The sequence below is a fragment of the Nocardiopsis chromatogenes YIM 90109 genome (genome assembly GCF_000341185.1).
Classification (GTDB): Bacteria; Actinomycetota; Actinomycetes; order Streptosporangiales; family Streptosporangiaceae; genus Nocardiopsis_A; species Nocardiopsis_A chromatogenes.
In genome coordinates, this window is record NZ_ANBH01000147.1 from 17,887 (window position 1) to 38,771 (window position 20,885).

18 protein-coding genes are annotated in these 20,885 nt (G+C 73.9%); 7 read left to right on the top strand and 11 right to left on the bottom strand.

Annotated features, from left to right (window positions below; genetic code table 11):
- Window positions 1-20: 20 nt before the first annotated feature.
- Entirely contained in the window at window positions 21-1,019 is a 999-nt protein-coding gene (locus D476_RS0115450) for a LacI family DNA-binding transcriptional regulator (protein WP_017624848.1), read from the bottom strand.
- Window positions 1,020-1,301: 282 nt separating this feature from the next.
- Here D476_RS0115450 and D476_RS0115455 point away from each other — a divergent pair, with 282 nt between their 5' ends.
- Together D476_RS0115455 and D476_RS0115460 are read left to right on the top strand one after the other, a co-directional pair.
- Window positions 1,302-2,678: a NupC/NupG family nucleoside CNT transporter gene (locus tag D476_RS0115455; protein WP_017624849.1), complete on the top strand. Its 1,377-nt coding sequence runs from the start codon at window positions 1,302-1,304 to the stop codon at window positions 2,676-2,678.
- Between the two features lie 95 nt (window positions 2,679-2,773).
- The gene (locus D476_RS0115460) at window positions 2,774-3,901 is read left to right on the top strand and encodes an adenosine deaminase (protein WP_017624850.1); all 1,128 of its coding nucleotides are present in this window, start codon (window positions 2,774-2,776) and stop codon (window positions 3,899-3,901) included.
- A gap of 118 nt (window positions 3,902-4,019) precedes the next feature.
- Here the strand turns inward: D476_RS0115460 and D476_RS0115465 are convergent, their stop codons facing one another.
- Entirely contained in the window at window positions 4,020-4,823 is an 804-nt protein-coding gene (locus D476_RS0115465) for an ABC transporter permease (protein ID WP_017624851.1), read from the bottom strand.
- A gap of 23 nt (window positions 4,824-4,846) precedes the next feature.
- Here D476_RS0115465 and D476_RS0115470 point away from each other — a divergent pair, with 23 nt between their 5' ends.
- Window positions 4,847-5,251: a transposase gene (locus tag D476_RS0115470; protein ID WP_017624852.1), complete on the top strand. Its 405-nt coding sequence runs from the start codon at window positions 4,847-4,849 to the stop codon at window positions 5,249-5,251.
- On the opposite strand, the gene D476_RS0115475 is transcribed toward D476_RS0115470, so the two are convergent.
- A complete protein-coding gene (locus D476_RS0115475; RefSeq protein ID WP_017624853.1) occupies window positions 5,248-5,991 on the bottom strand; it encodes an ABC transporter ATP-binding protein in 744 nt (247 codons plus the stop codon). The two genes, D476_RS0115470 and D476_RS0115475, sit on opposite strands and share 4 nt — an antisense overlap.
- A gap of 111 nt (window positions 5,992-6,102) precedes the next feature.
- Between D476_RS0115475 and D476_RS0115480 the strand changes: the two genes are divergently transcribed.
- Both D476_RS0115480 and D476_RS0115485 read left to right on the top strand, forming a co-directional pair.
- Window positions 6,103-7,212, top strand: coding sequence for a sensor histidine kinase (locus tag D476_RS0115480; RefSeq protein WP_017624854.1), 1,110 nt, complete (start codon window positions 6,103-6,105; stop codon window positions 7,210-7,212).
- Complete coding sequence (locus tag D476_RS0115485) at window positions 7,209-7,853, top strand: response regulator (RefSeq protein WP_017624855.1); 645 nt, start codon at window positions 7,209-7,211, stop codon at window positions 7,851-7,853. The genes D476_RS0115480 and D476_RS0115485 overlap by 4 nt, the downstream gene beginning before the upstream one ends.
- Window positions 7,854-8,319: 466 nt before the next feature.
- Here D476_RS0115485 and D476_RS0115490 read toward each other — a convergent pair whose 3' ends face one another.
- From D476_RS0115490 to D476_RS33450, 8 genes are all read right to left on the bottom strand, one after another.
- The gene (locus D476_RS0115490; protein WP_017624856.1) at window positions 8,320-8,775 is read right to left on the bottom strand and encodes a pyridoxamine 5'-phosphate oxidase family protein; all 456 of its coding nucleotides are present in this window, start codon (window positions 8,773-8,775) and stop codon (window positions 8,320-8,322) included.
- A gap of 256 nt (window positions 8,776-9,031) precedes the next feature.
- A complete protein-coding gene (locus D476_RS0115495) occupies window positions 9,032-9,442 on the bottom strand; it encodes a VOC family protein (protein ID WP_040726448.1) in 411 nt (136 codons plus the stop codon).
- Between the two features lie 131 nt (window positions 9,443-9,573).
- Complete coding sequence (locus D476_RS0115500) at window positions 9,574-10,200, bottom strand: VOC family protein (RefSeq protein ID WP_017624858.1); 627 nt, start codon at window positions 10,198-10,200, stop codon at window positions 9,574-9,576.
- Between the two features lie 231 nt (window positions 10,201-10,431).
- A complete protein-coding gene (locus D476_RS0115505) occupies window positions 10,432-11,331 on the bottom strand; it encodes a 4-hydroxyphenyl-beta-ketoacyl-CoA hydrolase (RefSeq protein ID WP_017624859.1) in 900 nt (299 codons plus the stop codon).
- A 44-nt stretch (window positions 11,332-11,375) separates the two neighbouring features.
- On the bottom strand, window positions 11,376-12,374 hold the full coding sequence (locus D476_RS0115510; RefSeq protein ID WP_017624860.1) for a 3-hydroxyacyl-CoA dehydrogenase NAD-binding domain-containing protein: 999 nt from the start codon (window positions 12,372-12,374) through the stop codon (window positions 11,376-11,378).
- Window positions 12,371-14,431: an acetoacetate--CoA ligase gene (locus D476_RS0115515; RefSeq protein ID WP_017624861.1), complete on the bottom strand. Its 2,061-nt coding sequence runs from the start codon at window positions 14,429-14,431 to the stop codon at window positions 12,371-12,373. The genes D476_RS0115510 and D476_RS0115515 overlap by 4 nt, the downstream gene beginning before the upstream one ends.
- Window positions 14,428-16,863 (bottom strand): crotonase/enoyl-CoA hydratase family protein, encoded by a 2,436-nt coding sequence (locus tag D476_RS33445; RefSeq protein WP_017624862.1) that lies wholly within the window; start codon window positions 16,861-16,863, stop codon window positions 14,428-14,430. Before D476_RS33445 ends, D476_RS0115515 begins: the two co-directional genes overlap by 4 nt.
- Before the next feature lie 146 nt (window positions 16,864-17,009).
- A complete protein-coding gene (locus tag D476_RS33450) occupies window positions 17,010-18,722 on the bottom strand; it encodes a CocE/NonD family hydrolase (protein WP_017624863.1) in 1,713 nt (570 codons plus the stop codon).
- Window positions 18,723-19,038: 316 nt separating this feature from the next.
- Between D476_RS33450 and D476_RS33455 the strand changes: the two genes are divergently transcribed.
- Window positions 19,039-19,530 carry a MarR family winged helix-turn-helix transcriptional regulator gene (locus tag D476_RS33455; protein WP_083939530.1) on the top strand — a complete coding sequence of 164 codons (492 nt, stop codon included), beginning with the start codon at window positions 19,039-19,041 and terminating at the stop codon, window positions 19,528-19,530.
- Window positions 19,531-19,846: 316 nt separating this feature from the next.
- Window positions 19,847-20,695 carry a hypothetical protein gene (locus D476_RS37965; RefSeq protein ID WP_026123535.1) on the top strand — a complete coding sequence of 283 codons (849 nt, stop codon included), beginning with the start codon at window positions 19,847-19,849 and terminating at the stop codon, window positions 20,693-20,695.
- Window positions 20,696-20,885: the final 190 nt, after the last annotated feature.

The following is a 20,885-nucleotide window of genomic DNA, read 5'->3' on the forward strand; positions in this document are numbered from 1 at the left end:
ACCACCGCTCTCGCTCCCCCCTACGCCCGGGTCGATGCTCGCACCACCAGTTCCGGGGCTATGGCCACGCGGCGGTGCGGCTCTTCGCCGCCCCTCAGGCGGGTGGCCAGCGTGCGCACCGCCTCGGCCGCCAACTGTTCCAGCGGCTGGCGCACCGTGGTCAGCGGCGGTTCGGCCAGTTCCGCGAACGGGATGTCGTCGAACCCGGTCACCATCACCCGGCCCGGAACCTCCACCCCGTTGCGGGCCAGCTCCCGCAGCACCCCCAGGGCTATCGTGTCGTTCCCGCAGACGATGCCCTCGGGCAGTTCGCGGCGGTTCTCCAGCAGGCGCCGCGCCGCGCGGTGCCCCCACTCCAGGCTGAAGTCGCCCAGCAGCACCCGGTCGGTGCCGCCCGGGCACAGCGGCGCCGCCCCGCGGTAGCCGTCGAGCCGCGCCTGCGCCGAGGAGTCCGTCGGCTCCGACCCGACGTAGGCCAGCGTGCGCGCCCCGCCCGCCACCAGATGCTCGACCGCCGCCAGGATGCCCGCCTCGCTGTCCACGCCGACCCAGCTCCCGCCGCCCCCGTCCAGGCACAGGTCCAGCTGGACCGTGGGCACCCGCTGCCCGGCCGCCTCGATCGCGGCGCGGCTGCGCTCGCTGTGGCAGGGCACCGCGATCAGCGCGTCGACCCGTCGGTCCAGCAGCGCCCTGAGCTGTCCCGCCTCCACCTCCGGGTCGTACCGGGAGGTGGACAGCAGCAGCCCCTGCCCGCCGCGCGCGGCCTCGCGCTCCACCGCCTCGACCAGGGTCGCGAAGAACGGGTTGGAGATGCGCGGCACGACGATGCCGACACTGTTGGTGGTGCGGCTGCGCAGCGCCGCGGCCACCGCGTTGGGCTCGTAGTCCAGCTCCTTGGCGGCGCGCAGCACGCGCTCCCTGTTGGCCGGGCGCACCCCGCGGCCGCCGGACAACGCGCGCGACGCGGTGGCGACGGACACCCCGGCACGCTCGGCGACCTCCCTGATGGTGACGGACATCACTTCACTCCTCGGAACCGGGCGGGGACGGGGGGTCGAGAAATCGTTTTCTCACGAGCCGGAACCCCTGTCAGGACACGCCTCCTGGCTTGCGATCAAGGACTCACCAGCTCATTTACGATGTTCTGTGACAACTCTGAAGGGTTGACAAAAGATGTAACACACTTGCAGTGTGCGACATCACGGTAATCGTTTACATCCCCGGCGGGCTCCCCCGCCGCGACGGCCCGGCGGACCCCCGCGGCCCGGCCCGGTCGCAGATCCACCAAGAAGGGAGGGGGCATGGACGTGCTCAACGTGCTGTGGGGCATCGGCGGGATGCTGGTCATCCTGGCGCTCGCGTTCGCCTTCTCGACCGACCGCCGTGCGATCCGTCCGCGCACCGTGTTCGGCGCACTCGCGGTCCAAGTCGTCTTCGGCGTGCTCGTGCTCTACACGCCCTGGGGCAAGTCGGCACTGCAGGCCGTCGCGCTCGGCTTCCAGTCCCTCATCGACGCCTCCGGCGAGGGCATCGACTTCCTGTTCGGGGCGATCCTGCCGGAGGACGGCACGGTCTTCGCCTTCCAGGTGCTGCCGGTCGTCATCTTCGTGTCCTCCCTGACGGCGGTGCTCTACTACCTGAACATCCTGCAGTGGGTCGTGCGCATCATCGGCGGCGGCCTGCAGAAGGTGCTCGGCACCGGCAAGGCCGAGTCGATGAACGCCACCGCCAACATCTTCCTCGGGCTGACCGAGGCCCCCCTGGTGATCCGGCCCTACCTCACCCGGCTCACCCGCTCGGAGCTGTTCGCCGTCATGGTGGGCGGCCTGGCCACGGTCGCCGGGAGCGTGCTCGTCGGCTACTACCTGCTCGGCGCGAGCATGGAGTACCTGATCGCCGCCGCCTTCATGGCCGCCCCGGCGGGCCTGATGATGGCCAAGATCATCATCCCGGAGACCGAGAAGGAGGTCTCCGACCTCGCGGTCGAGGGCAAGGAGCCCGTCCCCGCGGTCCCCGGTGGCGGCGCCGCCGAGGCCGCGGCCCCCGCCTCCGCCGACGAGGCCGTCGCCGAGAGCCACGCGCACGGCACCGGCACCTCCACCGGCGCGGGCGACGCCGAGCCCGGCGCCACCGGCGCCATGGAGAGCGAAGAGGACTCCAAGCCGCACAACGTCATCGACGCCGCCGCCCGCGGCGCCACCGAGGGCCTGAAGCTGGCGCTGAACATCGGCGCCATGCTGCTCGCCTTCATCTCCCTGGTGGCCCTGCTCAACATGGGCCTGGGCGCCCTGGGCGGCCTGTTCGGCATGGACGACCTGAGCTTCCAGAAGATCCTCGGCTGGGTCTTCTCCCCGCTGATGTTCGTCATCGGCGTCCCGTGGAGCGAGGCGGTCACCGCCGGCGGGTTCCTCGGCCAGAAGCTCATCCTCAACGAGTTCGTGGCCTTCCTGGACTTCACGCCGCAGATGGCCGACCTGTCCGACAAGACGGTCGCCATCGTCACCTTCACCATCACCGGCTTCGCCAACGTCGGCTCGCTGGCCGTGCTTCTGGGCGGCCTGGGCAACCTGGCCCCCAACCAGCGCAAGCGCATCGCCAAGCTGGGCGTGCGCGCCATCATCGCGGGCACGCTGGCCAACCTGATGAGCGCCGCCATCGCGGGCATCCTCATCGGCTAGCCGCCGGACCGTGCGGCCCGTCCCCCGCGGGGCGGGCCGCACACGTATACGACAGACCCGAACCACACAACGACCCCGACCCCGGAGGAGTCCCGATGCTCGGTCAGTCCGAACGGCCCACCCCCGCCCAGATCCGCCGGGCACCCAAGGTGCTGCTGCACGACCACCTCGACGGCGGGCTGCGCCCGGCCACGGTGGCCGAGCTGGCGGCGGAGTCCGGCTACGACCGGCTGCCCACGACCGACACCGCCGAGCTGGGCCGCTGGTTCCGCGACGCGGCCGACTCCGGCTCGCTGGAGCGCTACCTGGAGACCTTCTCGCACACGGTCGGCGTGATGCAGACCCGCGAGGCGCTGGTGCGGGTGGCCGCCGAGGCCGCCGAGGACCTGGCGGCCGACGGCGTGGTCTACGCCGAGGTGCGCTACGCCCCCGAGCTGTTCCAGGAGCGCGGGCTGGGCCTGGACGAGATCGTCGAGGCGGTGCAGGAGGGCTTCACCGAGGGCGGGCGCCGCGCCGCCGCGGCCGGGAACCGCATCCTGGTGCGCACGCTGCTGTGCGCGATGCGGCAGAACGCCCGCGCCACCGAGATCGCCGAGCTGGCGGTGCGCCACCGCGACGCCGGGGTGGCCGGGTTCGACATCGCCGGGCCCGAGGCCGGGTTCCCGCCCACCCGCAACCTGGACGCCTTCGAGTACCTGCGCCGCCAGAACGCCCACTTCACGATCCACGCGGGGGAGGCCTTCGGGCTCCCGTCGATCTGGGAGGCCATCCAGCACTGCGGCGCCGAGCGGCTGGGGCACGGGGTGCGCATCGTCGACGACATCAAGGTGCACGACGACGGGTCGGCCGAGCTGGGCCGCCTGGCCCAGTACGTGCGCGACCGGCGCATGCCGCTGGAGATGTGCCCGAGCTCGAACGTGCAGACGGGGGCGGCCGAGTCGATCGCCGCGCACCCGATCAGCCTGCTGCGGCGGCTGCGCTTCCGGGTGACGGTCAACACCGACAACCGGCTGATGAGCGGCACGTCGATGTCGGAGGAGTTCGAGAAGCTGTCCGAGGCGTTCGGGTACACCCTGGACGACATGCAGTGGTTCACGCTGAACGCGATGAAGTCGTCGTTCCTGCCCTTCGACGAGCGGATCGTGCTGATCGACGACGTGATCAAGCCAGGGTACGCCGCCCTGCGCTCCGAGCACCTGTTCCGCACCCCCGGCCGCGCCTGAGGGAGGCGGCGCCGACCGGGTCGCGCACCGACCGGGTCGAGCGCCGATGGGAGCCGACGCCGAAAGGGGCCGCGCCTCGCGCGGCCCCTTCGCCGTCTTTGCCGTGTCCGGGGCGGGGTCACTCCCAACGGAAGAACACCGCCGCGACCACGGCGGCGGCCGCGGCCGTGGCGGCGGCCGCGGCCGTGGCCGCGAGCACCGCCATCGGCCCGCCCGCGGCCCCCTCCCCGGCCCAGGCGGAGGAGAGCGCGTCGACCGCCGCGCCGAACGGGAGCCACTCGCCCACGCGCGCCACCCCGTCCGGCAGCGACGCCTTGCCGCCGAACATCCCGCCGAGCGCCCCGAACCCCAGGTAGGCGACGAGACCGAGCGCGACGGCGGAGTTGGGGGTGGGCGCCACCGCCGCCACCACCATGCCCACGGCGAACATCGCGGCGAACGTCAGGGCCACGGCGCCGAGCGCCGCGGCCGGGTCGATCGGCGGATGGGCGCCGAAGAACACGACGGCCGCCCCGAAGGCCACCGCCATGCCGAGCACGGCCTGCACCACGCCCACCACGACCTGGGCCACCAGGACCATCATCGGCGACGCCGGGGTGGCGCCGAGCCTGCGCAGCACCCCGGACTTGCGGTAGGCGGACAGGAAGCTGGGCGTGTTCACGATGCCGATCAGCCCGACCACCATCGTGAAGACGAGCGGGAGGACGTAGATGTCCAGGGCCGTCCGGCCGCCGGTGACCACCGTCTCCGAGGCCGACGAGGCGCTCATGACGAGGATGAGCAGCGGCAGTCCGAAGGGGACGATGAGTCCCGCGGTGTCCCGGATGACCATCTTGGCCTCGCACACCGCGAGGAGCAGCCAGGACCGGACACCGGGGCGGGCGGGGGACCGTACGGGCGTCGTCGCCGTCTGCGAGGTCACGGCGCCCTCCTTTCTTCCGTCGGTTGCGTGCGCCCGACCAGGCCGCGGCGGCGGATCCGCGCGGGCGGGGCGGGGGCGGAGACGGCGGAGGCGGCAACGGCCGTTCCAGAGGGCCCGACGCCCTGGCGGCCGCCGCGGGCCTGGCCCCGGTGCTGTCCCGGTCCGAGCGCATCCGCTACTCGCGCGGCGCCACCGGCGGGGACAAGGCCCTCAAGCGCGTCGTCCACCCGTCGGCCTTCTGCGCTCTGCGGCGCCATCCGGCCTCCCGCACCTTCTGCGACGGCAAGCGCGCCGAGGGCGAGTGGCACCGCCAAGCGCTCATCGCCCCGGCCCGACGGCGGGTCAACGTGCTGTTCGCGATCCTGCGCGACCGCAGGCCCGATGAGGACCGGCCCGCGCCCCGTCGCGTGGCTCGACAACAGCATTAGGCGGCCTCCTCCTCTTCTTCGGGCTCACCGAGCCGCTCGCCGGTGAGCGCGAGGAACGCTCCGTCGAGGTCGGCGGCCCCGGCCCGGCGCACCAGCTCCGCCGGGGTGCCCAGGGCCGCCACGCGTCCGGCACGGATCAGGGCGACCCGGCCGCACAGCCGCTCGACCTCGTCCATGGCGTGGCTGACCAGCACCACGGTCTCCTCGGTGAGCTGCTCGACGGTGGCCCACATGCGCCGCCGCGCCCGCGGGTCCAGGCCGGTGGTCAGCTCGTCGAGGATCACCACCCGGGGGCGTCCGGCGAGCGCGAGCGCGATCGAGAGCCGCTGCGCCTGGCCGCCGGAGAGCCGGGAGAAGCGGGTGCCCCGCTGCTTGGTCAGCTCCACCAGCTCCAGCAGCTCCTCGCGGGGGCGCGGCGAGGGGTAGAAGCTCCGGTAGAGGTCGACGAGTTCGGCGACGGTGAGGGCGTCGTGGAGCTGGGCCTCCTGGAGCTGGACCCCGAGGACCCGGCGCACGGCCGCCCGGTCCCGCCACGGATCGAGGCCCATCAGGGTGACGCGGCCGCCGTCCGGGGCGCGCAGTCCGGCGATGAGCTCGACGGCGGTGGTCTTGCCCGCGCCGTTGGTGCCCAGGATGCCCAGGACCTCGCCCTCGTCGACGCTCAGGCTCAGGTCGTCGACGGCGACGGTGTCGCCGTAGCGTTTGCGGAGGTTCTCCGCCTGGATGGCAGGTCGGTTCATGGCGACGACGCTAGATCCGGCCCGGCCGCGGGCACCTGTGCCACAGGTCAGGAGCGGCGGCCATGACTTTCGGCACCCGTGGGCCCCACCCGCCCCCCGTACCGTTGTGCCATGCGCCGTGTCCCCCTGGAGGCCTGGTCGGGCTTCGCGATGCTCGCCGTGTGCGTGGCCATCGGCGTCTTCGTGGTGTTCAGCCCGGCCGGGCTCCGCATCCCGACGCCCGCATGGATCCTGCTCTTCGGCCTGACCATCGCGGCGGTGCTGGCCACGGCGCTGGCCGAGGGGGCTCGGCCCGCCGTCCAGCGCGGCTGCTACGCCGCCGCGGTCGTCCTGGGCTGGTGCGTCCTGCTGACAGCGCCGCAGGCCGAGCCCCTGGCCATCGTCCTGGTCGTGATCGCCGCCTTCGGCTCCAGCGTCCTGCCGCTCCGGGCGGTCCTGGGCGTCGCCCTCGTCAACACCGCCGTGATCGGGGCCGCCTGGAGCGACCGGATGGACGATCCGTCGTCCTGGGCGTTCGTCGTCGGCATGTACCTGCTGATCCACGTCTCGGCGGTGCTGAGCGTGACCGCCATCATCCGGGAGCAGCGCATGCGCCGCGAGCTGGCCGAGGCGCACGTGGAGCTGCAGGCGGCCGGGGTGCTGCTGGAGGCGTCCGCGCGCACCGCGGAGCGCCTGCGCATCTCCCGCGACCTGCACGACCTGATCGGGCACCAGCTCACCGTGCTCACCCTGGAGCTGGAGGCGGCCCGGCACCGGGAGGGGGACCGGGCGCGGGAGCACGTCGACCAGGCCGGCCGGGTCGCCCGGGACCTGCTGGCCGACGTGCGCTCCACGGTGGACGCGCTGCGCACGGACCCGCGCGACGGGCTGGCCGCGTCCCTGGCCCGGATCGGCGCCGACGCGCCCGGGCTCGACGTGGCGGTGGAGGTCGCCGACGGCGTCCGGCCCGACGAGGAGCAGGCGGCGGCGCTGGTGCGGGCGGTGAAGGAGATCGTGACCAACACGCTGCGCCACGCGGACGCCCGCGAACTGTGGATCGACCTGGGCCTGGACGGGGGCACGGTCCGGCTGACCGCCGCCGACGACGGCCGCGGGGCCGCCGACGCGCGGCCCGGCAACGGGCTGACCGGGATGCGGGAGCGGTTCGAGGCCCTCGGGGGCGGCGCGGCCTTCGACGGGAGCGACGGGTTCCGGGTGTCGGCGTGGATGCCGGTCCGATGACCCGGGTGGTGGTGGTCGACGACCAGACGCTGGTGCGCCAGGGCATCCGCGGGCTGCTGGACCTGGCGGGCATCGACGTGGTGGGGGAGGCCGGCGACGGGGCCGAGGCGCTGGAGGTGATCGCCGAGGCCCGGCCCGACGTGGTCCTCCTCGACCTGCGGATGCCGCGCCACGACGGCATCTGGGCGCTGAAGCGGCTGCGTGAGGAGGGGTCGCGGGTGCCGGTGCTGGTGCTGACCACGTTCAACGACGACGAGCTGGTGCTGGAGGCGCTCCGGGCGGGGGCGCGCGGGTACCTGCTCAAGGACGTGACGCTGGACCAGCTCACCCGGGCCGTGCACACCCTGGCGGCCGGGGGGACACTGGTCGCGCCGTCCATCACCGACCGGCTGCTCCGGGCCGTCCGGGACGGCCCGCCGCCCGCGGCGGATGGCCCCGTCCGGATCGAGGACCTCACCGGGCGCGAGCGCGAGGTCCTGCGACTGGTCGCGGAGGGGTACAGCAACCGGGAGATCGCCGGGGTCCTGCATTTGGCCGAGGGGACGGTGAAGAACCACGTCTCCGCGATCCTGGTGAAGCTGGGCGCCCGCGACCGCACGAACGCGGTCCTGCGCGCCCTGCACGAGGGTGTGCTGCCGTAAAGGATTCGTCCACAGCCTGTGGGCAAAAAGGCGCATGCCCTGAGAACAACGGAACGACACGTGCCCCGCTCACGGGTTCTCCCCGGCTGACCGGCCACCGGAGCGCAAGGGGGAAGGCCGCAGCGAGCGAGGTGGGTGTCCCCTCCGGCGGCGCTGTCAACCGCACCGCGCGCAGGGGTCACCGGATATGGCGGCGACGGCGGGACCGGGGCGGCTCCCCGGCCCCGCCTGCCGGGCGGCGCGGCCGGGGGGTACCCGGCGCAGTTCGCGGCTGATGGTTCCCGGGGCACGGCCCGGGTCGCGTCCCAGGTGGCGGGCGATGGCGCGCACGCCCGCCGCCCGACAGCGCTGCCGCAAAGACCGCCCGCATCCGCCGTCGTCGCCATCCGCCTCGCACCCCACCGAGCCGCCGCCCGTCCGGGGCCACCGGGCGGGGCACCGGCCGGGCCGTCGCCGCTCCCCCCGGTCAGCCGAGCCAGACTCCGCCGCGCATCAGGTGGCGGCCCTCCATCTCGTTGACCTCGCGCCAGGCCTGGATGCGGTCCGGACGGATCCGGAAGTACTGGTACGGCTCCGCGCTCTCGCGCGGGTCGAAGCCCGTCGCCTCGGCGAACGCGTCGCCCGTCCCGTCGGGGAGTTCGGTGAGCTCCACCGGCTCGGCGTGGCCGTCGATGAGGACCACGTCCCGGGTCGGGCCGAGCGCGAGCCGGACCCGCCCGTCGGCGAGCAGGTTGCGGCCCGTCACCGAGGCGGCGGCCGTCGAGACGAGGAACGTGTTCCCGTCCCACATGTAGGAGAGCGGGACGAGGTAGGCGCCCTTCGAGGCGCCCGCACTGGCGACCCACAGGTCGACGTCGCTCTCCAGCCTCGCCCGGGTGTCCCGGATCCTCTCCTCAAGCGCGCGCGGCGGAGCGTCGGTCATGCGTGTCTCCCGTCGATTCCTGCGGACCCGCAGTCGGCGGATCGCGTCGGTCGTCTGGCGAGTCAGAGTACGGGCGGCCCGGCGGCAGGGCCGCGGCCGACCCCGGTGCCGCGGGCCCCCGGCCGCCGTGCGCGCCCCTGGACGCTCCGCGGTTCCCGCTCTCGGCCGCTCTCCGGCTCCGGCTCCCGCTCTCGGCCGCCGCGCTCGCGGGACCGGTGGTCGGCGGCGAGCGCGGCTCCCCACGCGGGGTGGCACATCAGTCGGCCTGCCGGATGCGGACCAGGTTGCCCGCCGGGTCGCGGAAGGCGCAGTCCCGGATGCCGTACGGCTGGTCGGTCGGCTCCTGGACGACCTCGGCGCCCCGGGCCTCCACCTTCTCGAAAACGCCGTCGACATCGTGGGAGGCCAGCAGGATCCACCCGTAGGTGCCCTTGGCCATCATCTCGTGGATCATCCGGCGCTCGTCCTCGGTGAGGCCCGGGTCGACCGTCGGCGGCGCCAGCAGGATGTTGGTGCCGGGCTGGTCGGCGGGGCCGACGGTGATCCAGCGCATCGTGCCCTGCCCGACGTCGGTGCGGACCTCGAAGCCGAGGACGTCGCGGTAGAAGGCCAGCGACTCCTCCGGGTCGGTGTGCGGGAGCGGCGTGGTGTGAATCGTGATGTCCATGCAGATCACCCTAGGAGCGGCCGATTCCCGGCGCTTCTCGATTCCTGACCGGGTCGGCGCGTGTCGCGGGTCCCGGGGCGGGGCGGACGGGGGCGCCCCGGCGGCGGCTGCCGCCATGGCGCCCGCGGCGGTCACCCCTCGGAGGCCGGGTCCGCCGCCTCCCACACGAACCCGTCCGGGTCGGTGAACGTGCCCAGGTCCCCGCAGATCGTCAGGCGGTGGGACCCGGTCCCGCCGGGAGCCACGCCCGCGTTCTTGGCCAGGGCACGCCGCTTGTTCAGCCCGAACTTGATCGGGCTCCGCCCGGTGTCGAACTCCACGTACATGCTGCCGAAGCTCTTCGCGACGGCGAGCCCGCGCTCGACGTAGAACCGTTTGCTCGCGCCCACGTCGTCCGGTCCCAGCAGCAGGACGATGTCGTCGAACCGCCGGGCCGCCGGGGCCTTGTCCTTCTTGGCGGACGCCGCGATCGTCCAGACCGCACCGTCCGGCGCCCGCAGGGCGCCGCCGTAGCCCCAGAACGACTTCGTCGCGGGCTTGATCTCCTCCGCCCCGGCGTCGAGCGCGGCCCCGACGAGGAGGTCCACGTCGCCCGGCTGCGCAGCCGTGAGCGAGAGCGTGTACCCGCGGAACCCGTCCGTGGGCTCCTGCGCCTGACGGACACGGATCCGTCCGTCGAGCCCGAAGGCGGTGGAGTAGAACTTCTCGGCGGCCGCGGGGTCCGTCGCACCAAGGGTGATGAAGTCGATGTTCGCCATGTCCCCAACGCTAGATGCGCGCCCATGACCAGCGCTTCTCGATTCCTGACCGACACGCGCACGGGTCGCGGGGCCGGTGCACCGGCCCTGCCGACCGAACGGCGGGCCGCTCGCGGTCCGAGCGGGCGGCCCGAAGGCGACGAGGGCGGCGCTCGCGCCACCCGATCCGCTCTGGAGCGCCCCTTTCACCGCACTGGATGCCCGGACGGCCGCCCCTGTGCCAGAGCGGCGTCATTCCCCGCCGTCGAGGCCGAGGAGGCGCGCCGCGTTGTGCTTCATGATCAGCGGGCGCGCCTCCTCCGGGATGTCCAGGTCGGCGAAGGACTTCCGCCAGCGGTCGGGGGTGATCAGCGGGAAGTCCGACCCGAACAGCACCTTGTGCTTGAGGTAGCGCCCCGCCGCGCGGACCAGCGCCGTAGGGAAGTACCGGGGCAGCCATCCGGACAGGTCGATGGACACGTTGGCTTTGTGCGTCGCGATCGCGATCGCCTCGTCCGCCCACGGCACCGACGGGTGGGCCATGATGATCCGCAGCTCCGGGAAGGCCGCGGCGACGTCGTCGATGCGCATCGGGTCCGACAGCCGCAGCCGGATCCCGCGCCCGCCCGGCAGCCCGGCGCCGATGCCCGTCTGGCCGGTGTGGAACAGCACCACCGCCCCCACGTCCTGCAGGGCCTCGTACAGCGGGTAGTGGGCGGTGTCGTCCGGGGCGAACCCCTGCAGGCTGGGGTGCAGCTTGATGCCGCGCACCCCGTACTCCTCGACGAGGCGCCGCGCCCGGTCCACGGCCGCCGTCCCCTTCAGCGGGTCCACCGACCCGAACGGCACGAGCACGTCGTTGTTGCGGGCCGCCGCCTCGGCGATCTCCTCGCTCGACAGCGCCGGGTGGCCGGTGGCCGTGGCGGCGTCGACGGTGAACACCACCGCCGCCATCGACCGGGCCCGGTAGTGCTCGGCGATCTGGTCGACGGTGGGCGTGCGCAGGTCCGTCGATTTGAAGTAGGCGGCCGAGGCGTCCATCAGCTCCGGGTCGAGGGAGTGGTGGCCGCAGGTGTCGGCCTCCACATGGGTGTGGACGTCGATGGCCTCGACGGCGTCCAGGTCGATGGCGGGCTCATAGCGTGTGGGCACGGTGGTCCTCCGGAAGTAGGCGGGGCGGAAGGGCGGGGAGGGGGTCAGGGCAGCGAACGGCCCGCGTCGCGCTTGTCCTGGAGCAGGCGCACCAGCAGGGCGTCGCGCACGGCGGACAGTTCGTCGGCGCCGCGGTCCCCGACCTCCCGGTCCACCCCGTCCACCAAGAGCGACACCAGTTCCGGACTCAGGCGGGCGTCCCGCAGGTCGTCCATCCACTCCTGGGCGGGCGGCCCCAAGTGCTCCAGGGTGTGCGCCATTCCGCCGGGGCCGCCCCCGAGGTGCTGGCCGAGCAGTGGCCCCAGCAGGGCCCACCGGAGCCCGGGGCCGTTCGTGATCGCGGCGTCGACGTCGGCGACGGTCGCCACGCCCCGCTCGACGAGCGAGTACGCCTCCCGCCACAGCGCCGCCTGCAACCGGTTGGCCAGGTGGCCGGGGACCTCCCGCCGCACGCGCACCGGCCGCTTGCCCAGCGACCGGTAGAAGTCGCACGCGCGCTCGGCGGTCTCGTCGGCGGTGTGCGCGTTGCCCACCACCTCGACCAGCGGGATGACCGGCACCGGGTGGAACGGGTGCCCGACGACCACCCGTCCCGGCGCGCTCGTGCACTCGGCGGCGAGCGCGCTCGGCATGGTGCCGGACGTGCTGGACGCGATCACCACTTCAGGGGAGAGGCGCTCGTCGAGCCAGGCGGCCAGCCGGGACTTGAATCCGGGGTCCTCGGGGCCGCTCTCCTGGACCCAGACGGCTCCGTCGAGGGCGGCTTCGAGGCCGCCGCCGGTGTCGTGGACGACGTGCAGGCGCGACTCCCAGCCGTCCAGGTCGCCGCCCAGGCTCTCGACGGCGTGTCGGTTCTGCCGGACGTGCCGGGCGACCTCGTCCGCGCCGACCGCCGGATCGGCCAGGACGACGCGGTGCCCGTGCGCGAGGAGCTGCACGGCCCAGCCCTTGCCGATGACCCCGCCGCCGACCAGGAGGACGTGCCCGTCGGCCCGCTGCCCGTTTCGTCCCGCCGCGCTCCCAATGTTTCCCGTGAAACTCACCCGGCCGACCTCCCCTCGGCCCGTGCCATCTCCTCGGACCGCGCCATCTCCTCGAAGGGGTCCAGCGCCGCCTCGTCCGCCGCCACGCCCGGCGGTGCGGCTTCGGCGCGCGGATGCCCCTGGAGCATCCGTTTCACCGGGACCTCCAGCTTCTTTCCGGTCCGGTTGCGCGGGACGGCCGGAACCTCCACCACCTCATCGGGCACGTGGCGCGGGGACAGCGCCGCACGGACCGCCGCGGTGATCCGGGCGCGCCCGTCCTCGTCCAGCGGCGTACGCACGACGACGAACAGGATCAGGCGCCCCATGCCGCCGCCACCGCCACCGGGACCGTCCTCCAGGTGCACGACCAGACTGTCCTCGACCCCGTCCAGCTCCTCCACCACGCCGTAGAACTCGGCCGTGCCCAACCGGACCCCGCCGCGGTTGAGGGTGGCGTCCGAGCGCCCGGCCACCGTGCAGCCGCCGTCGGCGTCGAAGCGGACCCAGTCGCCGTGCCGCCACACACCGGGGTAGTGCGCGAAGTAGGCGTCCCGGTAGCGGGTCCCGTCGTCGCCCCAGAACCCCACCGGCATCGACGGCATGGGGCGGGTGACCACCAGTTCGCCCAGTTCCCCGGTGACCCGGCGCCCCCGGTCGTCCCAGGCCTCGGCGCGCACCCCCAGGCACGGCCCGGCGATCGCCCCCTCCCGCACCGGCTGGGCGGGCCCGCCCTGCACCAGTCCGGTGCACACGTCGGTGCCGCCGCTGCCCACGTTGAGCAGCGCGTCCGGGAAGCGGTCGAGCACCCACCGGTACCCCTCGGGCGGCAGCGGGGAGCCCGCCGCCGCGATCTGCCGCACCGACGACAGGTCGTGCGCGCCCGCCGGGTCCCGCCCGTCGGCGCGGCACCGCATCAGGTAGCCGGGGCTGGCGCCGACCACCGTGGCGCGCGTCCGCGCGGCCAGCCGCCATTGCAGCTCGGGGTCGGGGCGCAGCGGGTCACCGTCGATCAGGACCGCACCGGCGCGCACCAGCAGGGCCGACACGAGGGCGTTCCACATCATCCAGGCGGTGGTGGTGTACCAGAGCAGGCGGTCACCCGGCCCCAGGTCCCAGCTGAGCGCGTGGTTCTTCAGGTGCTCCACGAGGATGCCGCCGTGCCCGTGCACGATCGGCTTGGGCGCCCCGGTGGTGCCGGAGGAGAACAGGACGAAGAGGGGATGGTCGAAGGGCACGTCCGTGTACGCGGGGGCGGCCGGATCCGGGGAGGCGGTGAGCTCCGACCAGTCCGTCCAGTCCGGCCGCGCCGACCCGTCCGCGCGTGCGGGCGGCACTCCGGGCGGCGCTGCGGGGGGCCGGTCGAACTCCCCGTAGGGCACGTGCACGGCGGCGCGGAGACCGGGCAGCCCGGCCGCGATCGCCGCCAGTTCCGCGGAGCGGTCGATCCGCTTCGTGCCGTACCTGTACCCGCTCACGCCGATGAGCACGGTCGGCTCCAGCTGCCCGAAACGGTCCAGGACCCCGCGCGCGCCGAACTCCGGGGCGCACGAGGCCCACACCGCCCCCAGGGACGCCGTCGCCAGGAACGCCACGACCGCCTCGGGGACGGAGGGCAGATAGCCGACGACGCGGTCGCCTTCGCGGACGCCGAGGCGCCGCAGCCCCGCGCGCGCATGCGCGACCTTCTCCCGCAGCTCACCGAAGCCGATACGGATCTCGTCCCGCGTCTGCGAGTAGGCGAACAGGGCGGTGTCCCCGTCGCGCTGCCGCGCGGGGTCGGCGTCCTCCAGCAGGTGGCGGGCGTAGTTGATGCGCGCCCCGGGGAACCAGCGGGCGCCGGGCATGGCCTCCTCCGCCAGGGCGGGCCCCGGGTCGGTCGTGCTGCGCACGCCGAAGTGGTCCCAGACCTGCGCCCAGAACTCGGAGGGCCGGTCCACCGACCAGTGCCACAGCTCCGGGTAGCCGTCGATGCGCAGCCCGTGGGCCTCCTCGGCGCGGTGTGCGAAGGAGCCGATCCGGGTCGTGGTCTTCCAGTCCTCGCGCGGTGCGCGCAGCACGCGTCCGGTCGCGGTCACTCGTCCTCTCCCTTCGTCCGCGCGTTCCGCTGGACCTTGGCCGCGCGCTTGCGCAGGAAGTCCTCCATCCGGCGCTGCGCCTCGGCGCTGCTCGACGCGGCCGAGGCCATCAGCGCCTCGGTGAGGTACCCCAGCTCGGGGGCGGCCTCGGCGATCCGGGGCAGCGCCTCGACCACGGCGAAGTTGGTGAGCGGGGCGTTGGCGGCGGCCGCCTCGGCCAGCGCGACGGCGCGCTCCAGCGCCCCGCCCTCCGGCTCCAGGTACTGCGTCAGCCCGGCCGCCGCGCCCTCCTCGGCGTCCAGCACCCGCCCGGTGAGCATCAGGTCGGCCATCCGGTGCGCACCGATCAGCCGGGGCAGCCGAACCGACCCGCCGCCGCCGACGAACAGGCCCCGCTGCCCCTCCGGGAGGGCGTAGAAGGCGGTGCGGTCGGCCACCCGGATGTGCGCGGCGGCGGCCAGTTCCATTCCGCCGCCGACCACCGCGCCCTTGAGCGCGGCCACCACCGGCAGCCCGCCCCGCTCCACCGACGCGAACGCCCTGTGCCACATGCGCGAGTGCCGCAGGGCGCCCTCGACGTCGCGGCCGCCCAGCTCGGACAGGTCCAGCCCGGCGCAGAAGTGGCCGCCCTCGGCGTCCAGCACCGCCGCGCGCGCCCAGGCGGGCGGCTCGGCGAAGAACCGGCCGATCCCGGTGACGGTGGCGTCGTCCAGCGCGTTGCGCTTGGCCGCACGGCACAGCCGCAGCACGGCGACCGCACCGCGGCGCTCAACCTCCAGCGACCCGGGCAGGGCGGGGGCGGGAGCGGCCGGCGCCGGCCCCCCGGCGGAGCCGCCCGCGCGGGCCCGCAGCCGGTGCCGCAGGACCTTGCCGGAGGCGGTGCGCGGGAGCTCGTCGACGAACACGACCTCTTTGGGGAGCTTGAAGCGGGCCAGCCGGGCCTCCAGGTGCTCCCGGATCGGCGCGGGGTCGGCCGCCACCCCGGGGGCGGCCTCGATGAAGGCGACCCCGGCCTCGCCCCAGCGCTCGTCCGGGCGGCCGACGACCGCCGCCGCTGCCACCTGGGGCAGTTCGCTCAGCACCGCTTCGACCTCGGCGGGGTAGACGTTCTCCCCGCCGGAGATGTACACGTCCTTGACCCGGTCGACCACGTGCAGCAGGCCGTCGCCCGCCCGCACCGCGTCGCCCGTGCGGAACCAGTCGCCGGGCCCGCCCGGGGCGCCGCCGTCGGTGAGGAACCCGGCCTCCTCCACCGGCCGGTTCCAGTAGCCGGGGAACACGTTCGGCCCGCGGACCAGCAGCTCCCCGGTCCCACCGCCGTCGGCCGGGGCCGGGCGCCCGTCCGGCCCGAGGAGGGCGGTGTCGGTGAAGAAGTGCGGAGCGCCCGCGGACGGGGCGCCGTCGGGGAGCGCGGCCTCCATGGACACCCCGGGGGCCGCCTCGGTCATCCCGTACCCCTGGTGGACGGGAACCCCGCGCCGCCGCCATCGGGCGGCGACATGGGCGGGCATCGGCGAGCCCCCGTAGAGGACCAGCCGCAGCGAGGACAGGTCGGCTTCGGACCAGCCGGGGTCCTCGGCCATCATCCGCATCATCGTGGGCACGCAGGAGAAGCACGTGGCCCGGCGCTCTTCGATGAGGGACAGGACGGCCGCCGGGTCGAAGCGCGGGACCACCTCGACCGTTCCGCCCTTGAGGAGCAGCGGGAGGGAGATCTGGCCCAGGCCCACCGCGTGGAACAGGGGCGCGATGCAGAGCCCGAGGTCGGTGCTGGTGAAGTCCAGGTGGACGAGCTGGTTGACGGTGTTCCAGGTCAGGTTGGCGTGGGTGAGGACCGCCGCCTTGGGGCGGCCCGTGGTGCCCGACGTGTAGAGGAACAGCGCGGGGTCGTCCATGGACACCGCTTCGCGCGGGGCCGCGTCGGACCCGGCCTCGGACGCCGACGGGGACGGGGCCGCGGCCTGCGCGTGCCCTTCCCCTGCCAGCTCGTCGTAGGAGAGGTGGTGGCGCAGTTCCCGGTGCGGGGAGGCGAGCGCGCGCAGGCGCTCGTCCGGTTCCTCGCCGCCGGGGCCGACGACCAGGACCGATGCCCCGCTGTCGGCGAGCATGTAGTCCAGCTCCGCCGCGGCCAGCCGGTGGTTGAGCGGCACGAAGACCGCCCCCGCGCGTTGGGCGGCGAACATCGTCTCGAACGTGGCGGTGTCGTTGAGCCCGAGGTAGGCGACGCGGTCGCCGTGCCGCACGCCGAGCCCGGCCAGCACCTCCGCCAGGCGGTCGGTGCGGTCGGCCAGTTCCCGGTAGGTGAGTGCCCGCCCGCCCTGGCGGAGGGCGACGGCACCGGGCGAGATACGGGCACGGCGGCGGGGCCAGGAACCGATCCCCGCGCCGGGCGTGAGGGGCGGGTGCGTGAGAGGGGGGTAGTTCTCATCCACGCCAGAACAATATCAATTTACCTGATATACGAGGAAGGGGTGAAGGAGAGAAAACTGCGGTTCCCCTGACAGGAGAGACAGGAAACCTGCCATAATCATCCTTCACCCCCTGATCCGGCGCAGGAACGGCGCTCCGGCCCGGCGCCTCACTCTCCGGTTCCGCCGAGCCGGGCGGTCCCCCCTTCGCCGGGCGCCTCCGGCAGGCGGTTCAGGTGCACACGCGCCCCGTCGGCGCCGCCGAGCCGCAGGGTCTGGTGGTTCTTCTCCGATGTCGCGGCCGTCCACGGGTGCAGCCCGTTTCCGGGCTGCGGCATGAACTCGGGGAAGTCACTGGAGGCCACGTGCACACGGAACCGGTGCCCGGCGCGCAGCCGGTAGCCGATCTGGCCCATGTCCACGTCGACGCGGCGGCCGCCCGCGGTGTCGGGCAGGTGGACCTGGCCGCGCGCCACCAGGTGGGCGGCGCCGTCCGGGGCGACGTCGAGCAGCCGGACGAACACGTCCATCCTCGGGCCGGTGCTGCCGACCTCGCCGGTGAAGCGCACCGGCCCCGCGTAGTCGGTGTCGTCCCCGGCCTCCGGGCCGTCGAAGGCGAGCACGTCGGGGCGGTCCGCCCATGCGCGCTCGTCGGGGTACTCGCGCAAAGCGGCGAACGGGTCCGTGACCGGGGAGGGCACCAGGTCGTCGGGGTCGTGGGTCCACTCCACGACGGTGCCGGGCACCGCCTCCGCGCCGGGGCCGTCCCCGGGGACCAGCCGCCCTTCGGGGGACAGGGCGAGGGTGAGCGGGGACAGCCCCTCGGGCGGCCAGCTCGCACTCGTCCGGAAGCCCTCGGTATGGGCCAGGTTCCACCGGACCCTGGGGATGTCGGCAGCCGACCCCTGCCCCTTGACGAAGACGTCGAAGAACTCCAGGGCGGGTTCGAGGTACTCCGGCAGGAACGCGCGGAACTCCTCGGCCGTGCGCTCCCTCCGGCCTCCGGCCTCCGACAGGCCGACGTTGACGTGGTCGATGGAGTCGATGAACAGGTACTGCCCCTGCGCCCATCCCGGCCGATCGGCCAGGGCGAAGACGTCCTGCCAGTGCCATGGCGCGCAGTTGTCCCACCAGCCCATCTGGTGCAGGACCGGGAGGGGGCGGGCGTCGTAGGGGTGGCCGTACGGGAAGCGCTGCAGGAACACCGGGTTGTCCGGGTGCCACAGGTCGAACGAGATCGACCTGGCGCCCATCTGCGCGAAGAAGCGCTCCACGTTGTCGATGTAGGGGCGGTGCGACCAGTCCGGCGTCCAGAGATGGACGTCGTTGTCGTGGAAGAAGGTCACCGGGTACATGCGGTGGATGCTCATCTCCACCTCCATGGCGCCGTCCTCGCCGACCGGTTCGGGCAGTGAGCCCAGGCGGGTGCCGGTCACCCGGGGGGCGATGGCCCTGAGCGCCGGATGGCCGGTCGAGGCGGCGGCCCACTGGGTGTACCCGTAGTAGGAGTCGCCCCACATGGCCACGGTGCCGTCGCACCACGGTTGCCCGGCGATCCAGTCGATGGTGTCGTGGCCGTCCGCGGCCTCGTGGACGAAGAGCAGCGTCTCACCCTCGGAGCGGAACTTGCCGCGCACGTCCTGCGCCACCACGTGGTAGCCGCGCCCGACCATGTAGGCGGCGATCTCGGGGAGGGAGATGAAAGGGCCGTCCTTGTCGTAGGGGAGCCGGATGAGGACGACCGGCCCGGGGGAGCCGTCGCCCGTCAGGTAGACGTCGGTCGCCAGGCGCACGCGGTCGCGCATCGGAACCATGTACTGGGTGGCGGCGTCAGGGACGGGGGCCGGTCCCGTGTGCTGGATCCGGATGTGTTCGGCGTCCATGTGTCGTCCTCCCTCTGAGGGGGTGTGCTGAGGGGACCTGCGGATCTGTCGATTCATCGACCGGTCGACGTCCCGGTCCATCCGTCGGAAGCGGCGGCGGCCTGGAGGCGGACGCCCTCACCAATGCATCAGGAAGCTTGTTATAAAGAGAAGGGCATGCGACCGGACAGAGCGGCGAGGACGGACGCATTGATATCCACCTCTCACCTGCATATGGCAGTCCATTTCCCGGCGAGCGGCGCAGGCGCGGCACGAGTGTAGGGAGACATCAGGTTTCCTGACAAGCCTTGGAATGCGATTCTGCTAGACTGCGCCCGTGCCACCTAGGGAATCCACAGCAGCGACCCCCGAGACGACCGTGCCGGCCGCCCCCGCGGCGCCCCCGTCGTTCACCTACGTCGCCGGCCGCGTGGACCAGGGGATCCGCCGGGAGCTCAACCGGCGGCTGCGCCCGCACGGGCTGAGCGTCCCGGAGCTGACGGTGCTGTCGGTCCTGGCCCGCCGCACGGGCCTGTCCAACGCCCAGCTCGCACGGCGGTCGATGGTGACGCCGCAGTCGATGAACCAGGTGCTGGGCTCCCTGGAGCAGCGCGGCCTGGTGGAGCGCACGTCCGACCCGGACCACGGCCGCGTCCGCCGCACGGTCCTCACCCGCGAGGGCGCCGAGGTGCTGGCCCGCGCCCAGGAATCGGTGGACGAGCTGGAGGACGAGATCCTCGGCGACCTGTCCCCGGCCCAGCGGGCGCTGGTGCTGGAGAGCCTGGTCCACTGCATGGAGAAGCTCTCCGAACTGTCCCGCGACCGCTGAGGCGCCGGTCCCCCGGGCCGGTTCCGCCGCCCCTGCGCGCCCGGAGCCGACCGGCGGCACCGGGCGGCCCTTCTCCGCACCCCGCCCCCGGAATCCGGCGGTCCGGTCCGCGCGACCGGGAACCGGACGGGGGTGTCGACGGGTCGATTCACCGACGGATCGATTCGCCACCTTGTGCATCGATCGATCAGAGTGGGACCGCTATGGTGCGTTCCGCATCCGGTGAGGAGAGGAATCGGTGTCGATGCAGAAGTCTCCGCCACCCCCGGGACCGCCGGGGCCGCCCTTGACAGCGCCGCCTCCCCCTCCTGAGGCGGTGCAGCCGCCCCCGGCCTCGCGGCCGAGCGGTGCGGGCCGGTGGGCCGCCCTGGGGGCGGGCGCGTTCATGCTGGCCCTGGTGGTCGTCACGGGGGTCGTCGTGGTGACGGGGGTCGCCGGGGACGGCGAGGAGAGTGCCACCGGCGGGGGCGCCGCCGGGGAGGCCGGGGCCGAAAGCGGCACCGGCACCGGGAGCGGCGGCCGGGAGGACGGCGCCGCGGACGGTGCGGACGACGGCCCCGGTGCGGACGGCGGCTCCGGCGCGGATACCGGCGAGGAGTCCGCGCCCGACCCGTACGAGGGGGTCGCCGCCTACACCGGGCCGGACACCCCGACCCAGGTGGCCGTCGGCCCCGGCCCCTACCGGCTGCCCGCCGACGCCTGCACCGGTGTCGGCCCGCAGACCCTCGGCGGCCTCGGGATGGGCGACGAGCCCACCCGCTCCGAGTCCTCCGAGGGGACGGCCCCCAGCAAGAGCTGCATGTGGCAGCAGCTCGCCGATGACGGCTCGTTCCACGTGCTCCGGATCCGGTACGAGTCCGCGGACACACCGGACCTCGCCGCCGCCGTCTACGATGCGGCGGCCGAAGACCAGACGGGCATCCTCGGCGAGGTGGTGCGGCAGGAGGACCCCGGCGTCGGCGACGAGAGCGCGGTGGTCCTGGTCGACAACGGGGAGGGCACCTACCAGGGCATGGCCTTCACCCGCCTGGAGAACACGGTCGTCACCGTGGAACGGGAGATCCAGCCCCGGGCGGGCGGCACGGGCGCACCCACGCTGGCGTGGGGGCCGACCGCTCAGCTCATGCCCGAGCTGGCCCGCCAGGCGCTGAACAACCTGGCCTGATCCGCGCCGCGGCCCTACCTCTCCGGGCCGCGCCGCGGACGCGCCCTCCGGGACCCCGCCCTCCCGGCCGGGGCGGGGGCGGGCGCCCGGAAATGGGCCCGCCGCGGGGATTGACGCGCCTGTTGCGCCGCGGTGAGGATTACTCACCGGTAAGGGTTTTTCGCGGACGTCCGCTCCGTCCGCTGCGCGC

What these genes read in the sequence shown, in the direction of transcription:
- D476_RS0115450 (WP_017624848.1), bottom strand. Translation starts at nt 1,019, where the DNA reads ATGTCCGTCACCATCAGGGAGGTCGCCGAGCGTGCCGGGGTGTCCGTC.
- D476_RS0115455 (WP_017624849.1), top strand. Translation starts at nt 1,302, where the DNA reads ATGGACGTGCTCAACGTGCTGTGGGGCATCGGCGGGATGCTGGTCATC.
- D476_RS0115460 (WP_017624850.1), top strand. Translation starts at nt 2,774, where the DNA reads ATGCTCGGTCAGTCCGAACGGCCCACCCCCGCCCAGATCCGCCGGGCA.
- D476_RS0115475 (WP_017624853.1), bottom strand. Translation starts at nt 5,991, where the DNA reads ATGAACCGACCTGCCATCCAGGCGGAGAACCTCCGCAAACGCTACGGC.
- D476_RS0115480 (WP_017624854.1), top strand. Translation starts at nt 6,103, where the DNA reads ATGCGCCGTGTCCCCCTGGAGGCCTGGTCGGGCTTCGCGATGCTCGCC.
- D476_RS0115485 (WP_017624855.1), top strand. Translation starts at nt 7,209, where the DNA reads ATGACCCGGGTGGTGGTGGTCGACGACCAGACGCTGGTGCGCCAGGGC.
- D476_RS0115490 (WP_017624856.1), bottom strand. Translation starts at nt 8,775, where the DNA reads ATGACCGACGCTCCGCCGCGCGCGCTTGAGGAGAGGATCCGGGACACC.
- D476_RS0115495 (WP_040726448.1), bottom strand. Translation starts at nt 9,442, where the DNA reads ATGGACATCACGATTCACACCACGCCGCTCCCGCACACCGACCCGGAG.
- D476_RS0115500 (WP_017624858.1), bottom strand. Translation starts at nt 10,200, where the DNA reads ATGGCGAACATCGACTTCATCACCCTTGGTGCGACGGACCCCGCGGCC.
- D476_RS33450 (WP_017624863.1), bottom strand. Translation starts at nt 18,722, where the DNA reads ATGGACGCCGAACACATCCGGATCCAGCACACGGGACCGGCCCCCGTC.